Here is a 9,002-nt window from a genome sequence, read left to right as displayed (position 1 = left end):
CGGGGCATTTTTCCCCCCGGACCACGCACAGAGGGATCGAGCGCGCTCGCGCGCCTTTGCATCATGACTGCCCAGACCAATGCCATGCCTGCCTCGATGTTCGCCGACGCGCGCAAGCTGCTGCCCGGATTCATGCTGTGCACGGTGATCGCGATCACCGCCGCCTTCGTCTCCGATCATTACGGCGGCCCCAAATTCCTGTACGCGCTGCTGCTCGGCATCGCCTTCCATTTTCTCTCGGACAACGACAAATGCATTCCCGGGGTCGAGTTCTCGGCGAAGAAGCTGGTGCGCATCGGCGTCGCGCTGCTGGGCGCGCGGATCGCCTTCAGCGACGTCGCCGACCTCGGCCTGGCCGGTGTCGGCGCGCTGGCCGGCGCGGTCGTGCTGACGATCGGCTTCGGCATGCTGATGGCGCGCATGCTCGGCCTGCCTTCGATGCTCGGCCTGATCTCGGGCGGCGCGACCGGCATCTGCGGCATTTCGGCGGCGATGGCGATTTCCGCCACGCTGCCGCAGACCAGGGAGAACGAGCACTACACCCTGCTGACCGCGATTGGCGTGGCGACCTTTTCGACCGCGGCGATGATCCTCTATCCGCTGGTGGTGTCCGCCGGCGGGCTTTCGGTGGGCGAGGCCGGCATGTTCCTCGGCGGCTCGATCCACGATGTCGCCCAGGTGGTCGGCGCCGCTTTCATGATCTCGCCGGCGGTCGGCGATGCGGCGACGCTGGCGAAGATGTTCCGCGTCGCCATGCTGGTGCCGGTGGTGATGGTGCTCGCGTTCGGCTTCCGCGCCCAGTCCGCCCAGGCGGCCGGCGGCAAGAAGGCGCCGCTGCTGCCCTTCTTCCTGATCGCCTTCGCCGCGCTGGTGGTGGTCAACAGCCTGGGCTGGATTCCGGTCCAGGTGGTCGAAGTGAGTTCGGACGTGTCGCGCTGGTGCCTGGTGATCTCGATTTCCGCGCTTGGCGTCAAGACTTCGTTCGAGAAGCTGGCTGCGCTGGGCTGGAAGCCGATCGCGCTGCTGTCGAGCGAAACCCTGTTCATCGCCTTCTACATGATGGCCATCGTGATGCTGATGCGCCTGCTGTCGGCCTGAGTTCGCGGGCCGGCACGACAAGCAGAAAGAGGAGACAGACATGAAGGATCCCTTGATCATCGCCGGCAGGCCCTACACGTCCCGCCTGCTGGTGGGTACCGGCAAGTACAAGGATTTCGACGAAACGCGGCGGGCGATGGAGGCGAGCGGGGCGGAGATCGTCACCGTCGCCATCCGCCGCACCAACATCGGCCAGAGCGCGGGCGAGCCGAGCCTGCTCGACTACCTGCCGCCGGCGCGCTACACCTATCTGCCGAATACCGCCGGCTGCTACACCGCCGAGGATGCGGTGCGCACGCTGCGCCTGGCGCGCGAACTGCTCGACGGCCACGCGCTGGTCAAGCTCGAAGTGCTGGGCGACCCGAACAACCTCTACCCCAACATGCCCGAGACGCTGAAGGCGGCGCGGACGCTGGTGAAGGAAGGCTTCGACGTCATGGTCTATTGTTCCGACGATCCGATCCAGGCCCGCATGCTCGAAGACATCGGCTGCGTCGCGGTGATGCCGCTGGCCTCGATCATCGGCTCGGGCATGGGCATCCTGAACCCGTGGAACCTGCGCCTGATCATCGACAACGCCAAGGTGCCGGTGCTGGTCGATGCCGGCGTCGGCACCGCGTCGGATGCCGCGATCGCGATGGAACTGGGCTGCGACGCGGTGCTGATGAATTCCGCCATCGCCCATGCGCGCGATCCGGTGCTGATGGCGAGCGCGATGCGCCATGCGGTGCGCGCCGGGCGCGAGGCCTTCCTCGCCGGGCGCATGCCGCGCAAGCTCTACATGGCGGAAGCATCGTCGCCGGCCACCGGCATGATTTCCCCGCTCGGCAAGGCGGCCTGAGCCCGTCCCCAAATGTTCCGGGGAGTGATACCCTCGCGCCTCTTCTTTTTTGTTTCACGATGACTCTAGCTCGGCAATTCGCTGGACTACGCCAAGGCTCGATACAGCAGGTTTATCAATCACTTAGGCGAGTTCAACATATGCCGGTGCTTTCCGAAACTTGACCCGGCTTCTCCTCGCGTGGCTCCCATGCGGCTCTTGGAAACCGGGTTTTCCGAGGAGTCATCATGGCGAAGATCAAGCTCACCAAGTCCGCAGTCGATGCGGCACAACCCCAAGACAAGGCCATCGAACTGCGGGATACCGTGGTGCCCGGCTTCCTGTGCAAGATCACCCCAGCGGGCCGCAAGGTGTTCATGCTCCAGTACCGCACGAACGCCGGCGAGCGCCGTAAGCCCGCTCTGGGCCAGTACGGGGAGCTGACGGTCGATCAGGCGCGCACGATGGCGCAAGAGTGGCTGGCCGAGGTGCGCAAAGGCGGCGACCCCAGCGCGGCCAAGAACGCCGCCCGCAAGGCTCCGACCATGAAGGAGTTTTGCCACACCTTCATGGAGGACTACTCCAAACAGCGCAACAAGCCCAGCACCCAGCGCGGCTATCAGGGCGTGATTGACCGCTGCATCATCCCGATCATGGGCCGGATGAAGGTGCAGGACGTGAAGCGCCCGGACGTGGCCGCGCTGATGAAGAAGCTGGCCTACAAGCAGGCCGAGGCCAACCGCACCTTCGGCGTGCTGCGCAAGATGTTCAACCTGGCCGAAGTGTGGGGGCTGCGCCCTGACGGCACCAATCCGTGCCGCCACGTCCCGATGTACCCACCCGGCAAGGAAACCCGGCTCATCGTGGACGATGAGCTGGTGCGGATCTTCCGTCACCTGGAGCACCTGGAGGCGGAAGGACTGGAAAACTATGTCATCCCTCTGGCGATCCGCCTGCAATTCGAGTTCGCCGCCAGGCGCTCCGAAATCTGCCCGCTGGAATGGGGCTGGGTTGATCTGGAGCATCGCCGCGTCGTCTGGCCTGACAGCAAGACCGGTGGCATCTCCAAGCCGATGAGTGAGGAAGCCTATCGGCTGCTGTCCACCGCACCGCGCCGGGAAGGCTGCCCCTATGTCCTGCCGTCGCCCAACGATCCGACTCGGCACATGACCCACGGTGAACACTACGGCGGCTGGACGCGCGCGCTCAAGGCCGCTGGCGTGCCCCATGTCGGCACGCATGGCATCCGCCACCGGGCGACCACCGATATTGCCAACTCGGGCGTGCCAACCAAGGTGGGCATGAAGCTCACAGGTCACAAGACCGTGGCGATGTTTATGCACTATGTTCATACCGAGGACAAGCCGGTGCGGGATGCGGCCGAACTGGTGGCGAATCGGCGGCTGGCGATTACCGGGGCGTCCCGTTCTATGGAGGTGACAGCATGACAAGGAAGACGCCCGTGGCAAAGAGGAAACCTGCGGCCTTACCGGCTGGCTATGCCGGCATCCACGGCGGCATCGTGGAACTGCTGGATGCAGCCCGCCAGGCAGCGGCGCGCAGTGTCAATGCGCTGATGACGGCCAGCTATTGGGAGATTGGCCGCCGGATCGTCGAAGCCGAGCAGAAAGGCAGACGACGGGCTGGCTACGGCGAGCAGCTGATGGCGAGGTTGTCCGCCGATCTGACGGCGCGATTCGGGCGCGGGTTCAGCCCGGACAACCTGGAGAACATGCGGCGCTTCTTCGCCGCTTACCCCCTTGAGGCAATTTCCGAGACACTGTCTCGGAAATCTGGTGAAGGACTGCCCATCGAGAATTCCGAGACGGTGTCTCGGAAATTCGACCTCGCCGAACTGGCCCAGGTCTTCACCTTGCCGTGGTCGGCCTATGTTCGGTTGTTGTCGGTCAAGGATGACCATGCTCGCCAGTTCTACGAGACCGAGGCGCTGCACGGCGGCTGGAGCGTGCGCCAGCTCGACCGGCAGATCGGCAGCCAGTTCTATGAACGCACGGCCTTGTCCAAGGACAAGGCTGCGATGCTGCTCAAGGGCTCCGTGGCCAAGCCCGAGGATGCTGTCACGCCCAATGATGCGATCAAAGACCCGTATGTGCTGGAGTTCCTCGACCTCAAGGACGAGTATTCGGAATCCGACCTGGAAGCGGCCTTGATCCAGCGGCTGGAAGACTTCCTGCTGGAACTAGGCGAAAGCTTCACCTTCGTCGGGCGGCAACGTCGGCTGCGCATCGACCAGACCTGGTATCGGGTCGATCTGCTGTTCTTCCATCGCAAGCTGCGCTGCTTGGTCATCATCGACCTGAAGCTGGGCAGCTTGAACCATGCCGATGTGGGGCAGATGCACATGTACTGCAACTATGCCAAGGAGCATTGGGCCTACCCGGACGAGAACCCGCCAGTGGGCCTGATTCTGTGCGCGGACAAGGGCAATGCCCTGGCGCGGTATGCGTTGGATGGCTTGCCGACCAAGGTGATGGCGGCGAACTACCGCACCGTACTGCCAGATGCAGAATTGCTGCAAAAAGAGCTGGAGAACACGCGGCGTCTGCTTGAATCTCGTGGAACGCTAATCCCCAAGACACGCAAGAAATAACCGGGTGTCTCGGCGTGCAACCCGCGGGATCCGCGATCGAAGGCCTACTTTTTCTTGGTGATTCGCTGGAACTGCACAGCACAGATTGTCGCCGACACCTTCATTGCCTCGTTGTATTCCGGGTAGCCTGAAACCGTGTCGCAGAAATAGTTGTGATACTCGGCGAGCCATGCGAATTTGGAGAACACTGTAGGGATTGAGGCATAGGCTTTCAGCGCTGATTCGACCTGCTTCTTGTGCCGGCGAAGGGATTTGGCATCGAGATACTCTCGATCATCACCCTCAATAATGCACTCCGTCAGATAGTTCAAGAAATAACGGCCGTCCGGGCCTTTCAGAACATCCCGGACTTGAGGGGCCGCCTCCCCGGAGTAGTAGCCGATGTGCTTGTCAACCAGCTTCATGGTGTTGTCGCACAGCACAACGATGGGATTAACGGCGACTTTGCTTTCAAGGTCATGGGCTGTCAACAACGCCATGCCGTACACGCTGTTTCCATCCATGAACAACTGGTCAACCGCCAATCCCCCTCGAATGAAAAAGCCTTTGAGCGCCATCTGGAACTGGTATTCCCTGATGGACCAGAGGGTGAATCCGAACTCCGATTCCATGTCGTCGCTGAATCGAGGATGGGCTAGTACCACGTTGTCGGTGAACGACTTGAAATAGAGCATCGACTCGTCGGTATTCTCCTTAAGCCGTGCAATGCTCTTGGCGAGGATTTTATGAAAACTTTCCAATAGCGCGTTCGCGGTGCCATCCTTATAGCTGGTGCGAATCCTCTCCGAAAAGCCCAAGACATCCAGAAAAGCACAATACGACAGCCGGTGAACTGGCTTGCCAGCGGAGAAGTAGTCGGCTTTTTTTTCCCCGTTTTTCTCGTGCGCAGATTTAGTCATTGAATTTATAGCGTTCCTGTAAGGGTTGCGGATTACGGTAGAACTGAAGTCCGTCAGCGCTATCTGTGGAAGAGCTTCGCAGACCTTGCGCCTACAACTTATGTCCTCGCAGGATTGGACAGGCCGGCCACATGGGATTGACGATCAATGTGTGGATACGAGCACGGGTGATCCCCACGCGCAGGACTTTGCGGCTTTTAGGATGTGGTGCCTCATCTCCTCGCCAAACGAAGGAAGACTGTACTCCGGCAGCCGTGCGCCGTGCTTCTCGGACAATGACAACTCCATCGAACTGCTTACCCTTGGCCTTATGAAAGTTCATCACCTGGAGCCCGGCAGGAGCCTCGATACCATCCAAAATTTGCTCTTGTGCAAGGGCCTGATCTAACGCTAACCGAGCGTTCGTGTAGGCACCGTCGCGCAGCCATTCGTTGGCTAAGCCTGCTGAAATTCGATGTCCGCGTCGGAAGGCGACTAGGAAGTCAAGCTGGGAAGCCACACGCAGCAACTCATTTTGGCCAGTGGCTCGAAGAGCGTATTTGACGGTAAGCCAGTCGGTGGCGGGGTCTCCGGTGAAGCCGTCGGCGTGAAGACCTGAAATTAGGCTCCGCAACGCTTTCACGATGTTGATGTTGAGGGTCTTGCCGCCTCGAATTTTTCCCGCTTGCTCCAAAAGTTTGCTCACGGCGGCCTTAGCTTGTCCGGTCGCCCGCCGCGCAGCGGCGATCAGCTCCATGCTGGCTGCCACATCGAGCTCGAGCTGAGCAAGGTCTTTGGGCTCAAGCAGAAACGCCGCAAATCGTGCCGATAGTAGGGCCTCGGCCTCGTCGAACAACAGCTTGTGGCGCACAGCCTTGCCTACATTCGGTTCGATTGCGTTGAGCGCGTTGGACATGCGTAGCGCACTTCTGTTGTTTGACACCAATATTGCGAGCGTTTGGGGTCGGCTATCGGACTCCGCGCGGATTTTCGACAGCAACTGAGCTATGGCGCGTCGTAGCACATGGTTCCAGTTCGGCGTTGGGTTTTCAGGCCGATAGGAAAAGGAAGAAATCCCTTTGTAGGGCGCACCGCGTGCCTGCCCGGCCAGAATGTCGTTGGCAAATATCAATATTTCAGAATCTGGGCTGCGATGGTTCTGAGTACCCAGATCAACTTCGAGTGGACGAAGTGCAGCACGAATCGCTGCGATCCGTTCTGGTCCAACGCCAGGTAGGTAATCGAAGATTTGTTGTTCGAGGTCGGCGAGGCAAACGATCTGCGCGTGTGGAGCAAGCATCTCAATGCATTGCCACGCGAATTGCCCGGTGTCCTGGGCCTCGTCAACGATGATGATGGGATGCCGCCGCGCGAGCGACGAAAGCAAGTGGCTGCTGGTGGCTAGTAGGCGGGTCGCGTTCGGAGCGAACAGGTCGAACGCGATGCGGCCCTCTTCGCGGAACAGCCGCTCGCGCTCAATCAGCCATTTATCCCATTCGTCATCCTCGTCGTCGATGCCCCCGCTCAGAGCCTTCTCATCCTGTGGCAGCAAAATCGACAGTTTGCGCGGAGCACCGAGCAGGTACGCGTGCGCCTTGAGGATGTCCCAGAAGAAGGAGTGGAAGGTTTGAATCGAAAGTTGCTCTTGCTCGGCCGCTGTAGCTTCTAGCTTGGCCGCGTCGAGGATGCGAGCCACTGCAGCGCGTGAGAAGCTCAGGAAGAGAGCGGACTGCCCAGGCGTCATTCCCTGTTGAATACGCTTGACCGCCTTTCGCAATGCAATGGTCGTCTTGCCGCTGCCAGGGCCACCTGTCACCAGTGCGTGCCCTTCGCAAGCAAGGATACTGTCGCGAAGCAGACAAGGCTCGTTCATGATCAGGCGAACAGATCGGGGTTTTCGCCTTCACCCTCGTCGATGGGCGGAGGTGGCGGGAACAGAGCGAACACAGACGCGAGGAATTGTGTGACGGTAGTCGGCAACTCGTTGAATTCGCACTCTTCGAGAAGGCGGGCCGACCAGCCCGCACCTTTGTTTCCGCCGAGAGCCTCCTTGGCGATAGCCTTGATAGCGTCGTCAGATGGGCGCGCGTCGGGAATGGCGATATTGCCATGTTCGCCATTTGCTTTGAGGCTTGAGAGAAACGACCAATGCCGATCCACCGACACTTCAGCCACCAGGAGATCTTCAAAGCCCTTGTAGGCGTGCTCGACGTTAATCTCGAAATTTTCCGCGAGAGCCTGAGCCTGCTCGGGCTTGCGCTTCTTCTTGTGGTCGAGATCGTAGAAAGCAAAGGTGCGCAGCCCAAGCGTGTTGAAGAACTTACCAAACTTGGGCATGTTCGATTCGCCGTCTGCGTCGAAGAAAGCCACGCCGGCGATATCCAGGGGCTGCAAGTTAGGGTCGTTTTCTTCCATGCGGCGCGCAACTATGGGCATCGCATGCAGTTCGGTGACGCCCTCGACGACAATTGCTGCTCGTCCTAGCATGCATTCGGACAACCCCGAGCGAGAGAAGCGCTTGTAGTCGTTGTCTTTGAGTCCCGTTGCGTCGGAGACCTTACGGGAGCTGACAATACCGCCGTCACGCGAGAGAAGCAGTGTTTTCGACGGCTCGAATTTCTCGATCACAAAGGGCGAGTGGGAGGTCACAAAGGCCTGGGTGGTCTTCGTCAGCAGATATTGGGCGATTCGGCGCTGGGTGTGCGGAGGGACCGCGATCTCGGGCTCCTCCATGGCGAAGATAACAGTGTCAGGTTTGAGATCCGCGATGAACGATAGCAGAGCGAGCACGAGCGTGTTGACAGTACCGGTGCCCGCATGGGGAAAGGGGACGGGGCCTTGGTCGGCGGAGATGGACAGGAAGAACGACATCGTCTTGCGAAGATGCTCGCGCGTGAGCTCCGAGACGTGCAGCTTCGTCGCGTTGCCGGGCGAATCTAGCGCAATGTAGCGGGCAAGCCGCTTTTCGACCGAACGCAAGACAGGAGCGATCTCGGCGGCGTCAGCTTCAATGTCGAGACCGCGCAATCGTTCGATGGTCTTTTCCCAAAGAGTCGTGCGAACGCCTTTGGTGCGTAGAATGATGTCCAGAAGCGAACCGCGCTCAAGGCTCAGCGCCCGCGATCCCGTGCGTAAAGCTCGCAGGTAGAGAAACCCGAACTGCCGCTTGATTGGCTTGGATACGGGCGTCAGTGTGCCTTCAGGCGCGTCGGGACTGTGGGAAAAGAAAGTCCTAGCTTCGAATTCGTCTTCCGCGAGATCGTATTTACCAATGGTTTCCAGGCGAAGACAAGGAACCACATGTGGTGGGTTTGCAGCCTGAACTTCGCCCTCGCCCAAAAGACGTTGTTCTTCCAAGTGCCAGAATTCTGTGTTGCCACCGCACTTGGCGTCGATTTCAGCACTCAGCTCGATCAGGATGACTTCTACGCGCAATGGAATTTCTTCAGGCTCGGCACCCTCTTGCGCAGGCGAGGCAAGATACTGGGCGTTGTAAAAGTCAAACTCGTCAATTGGCGGGAATCGGTTCAGTCGATCTGGCCCCAAGACAAGATCTAGCGCGTCGCAAATGGTGCTCTTGCCGACGTTGTTAGAG

At 60.1% G+C, this 9,002-nt stretch carries 7 protein-coding genes; 4 read left to right on the top strand and 3 right to left on the bottom strand.

Features of this window, described 5'->3' with window-relative positions; all coding sequences use genetic code 11:
• Positions 1-63 precede the first annotated feature (63 nt).
• The 4 genes from TBU01S_RS21915 to TBU01S_RS21900 all read left to right on the top strand — a co-directional run bounded on the left by TBU01S_RS21915 (position 64) and on the right by TBU01S_RS21900 (position 4,529).
• A complete protein-coding gene (locus tag TBU01S_RS21915; protein ID WP_068639615.1) occupies positions 64-1,098 on the top strand; it encodes a YeiH family protein in 1,035 nt (344 codons plus the stop codon).
• 40 nt (positions 1,099-1,138) lie between these two features.
• Positions 1,139-1,939: a thiazole synthase gene (locus TBU01S_RS21910; RefSeq protein ID WP_068639614.1), complete on the top strand. Its 801-nt coding sequence runs from the start codon at positions 1,139-1,141 to the stop codon at positions 1,937-1,939.
• Positions 1,940-2,166: 227 nt separating this feature from the next.
• Entirely contained in the window at positions 2,167-3,366 is a 1,200-nt protein-coding gene (locus TBU01S_RS21905; RefSeq protein ID WP_068639613.1) for a tyrosine-type recombinase/integrase, read from the top strand.
• Positions 3,363-4,529: a PDDEXK nuclease domain-containing protein gene (locus TBU01S_RS21900; protein ID WP_068639612.1), complete on the top strand. Its 1,167-nt coding sequence runs from the start codon at positions 3,363-3,365 to the stop codon at positions 4,527-4,529. The genes TBU01S_RS21905 and TBU01S_RS21900 overlap by 4 nt, the downstream gene beginning before the upstream one ends.
• A gap of 44 nt (positions 4,530-4,573) precedes the next feature.
• On the opposite strand, the gene TBU01S_RS21895 is transcribed toward TBU01S_RS21900, so the two are convergent.
• From TBU01S_RS21895 to TBU01S_RS21885, 3 genes are all read right to left on the bottom strand, one after another.
• Positions 4,574-5,428, bottom strand: a complete 855-nt coding sequence (locus TBU01S_RS21895; RefSeq protein WP_068639611.1) for a hypothetical protein — start codon at positions 5,426-5,428, stop codon at positions 4,574-4,576.
• A 91-nt stretch (positions 5,429-5,519) separates the two neighbouring features.
• Positions 5,520-7,280: a UvrD-helicase domain-containing protein gene (locus TBU01S_RS21890; RefSeq protein WP_068639610.1), complete on the bottom strand. Its 1,761-nt coding sequence runs from the start codon at positions 7,278-7,280 to the stop codon at positions 5,520-5,522.
• Positions 7,281-7,282: 2 nt separating this feature from the next.
• Positions 7,283-9,002 (bottom strand): ATP-dependent nuclease (locus TBU01S_RS21885; protein ID WP_068639609.1); only part of this gene is annotated, 1,720 nt, incomplete at its 5' end.

The sequence above is a fragment of the Thauera butanivorans NBRC 103042 genome, assembly GCF_001591165.1.
Taxonomy (GTDB): domain Bacteria; phylum Pseudomonadota; class Gammaproteobacteria; order Burkholderiales; family Rhodocyclaceae; genus Thauera; species Thauera butanivorans.
The sequence above is the reverse complement of the archived record's forward strand: the minus strand, read 5'-3'. Positions and strand labels throughout refer to the sequence as shown.

Bases quoted from the DNA above. Each gene is read 5' to 3' on its own strand.
- TBU01S_RS21900 (WP_068639612.1), top strand. From the start codon at position 3,363: ATGACAAGGAAGACGCCCGTGGCAAAGAGGAAACCTGCGGCCTTACCG.
- TBU01S_RS21895 (WP_068639611.1), bottom strand. From the start codon at position 5,428: ATGACTAAATCTGCGCACGAGAAAAACGGGGAAAAAAAAGCCGACTAC.
- TBU01S_RS21915 (WP_068639615.1), top strand. From the start codon at position 64: ATGACTGCCCAGACCAATGCCATGCCTGCCTCGATGTTCGCCGACGCG.
- TBU01S_RS21905 (WP_068639613.1), top strand. From the start codon at position 2,167: ATGGCGAAGATCAAGCTCACCAAGTCCGCAGTCGATGCGGCACAACCC.
- TBU01S_RS21910 (WP_068639614.1), top strand. From the start codon at position 1,139: ATGAAGGATCCCTTGATCATCGCCGGCAGGCCCTACACGTCCCGCCTG.
- TBU01S_RS21890 (WP_068639610.1), bottom strand. From the start codon at position 7,280: ATGAACGAGCCTTGTCTGCTTCGCGACAGTATCCTTGCTTGCGAAGGG.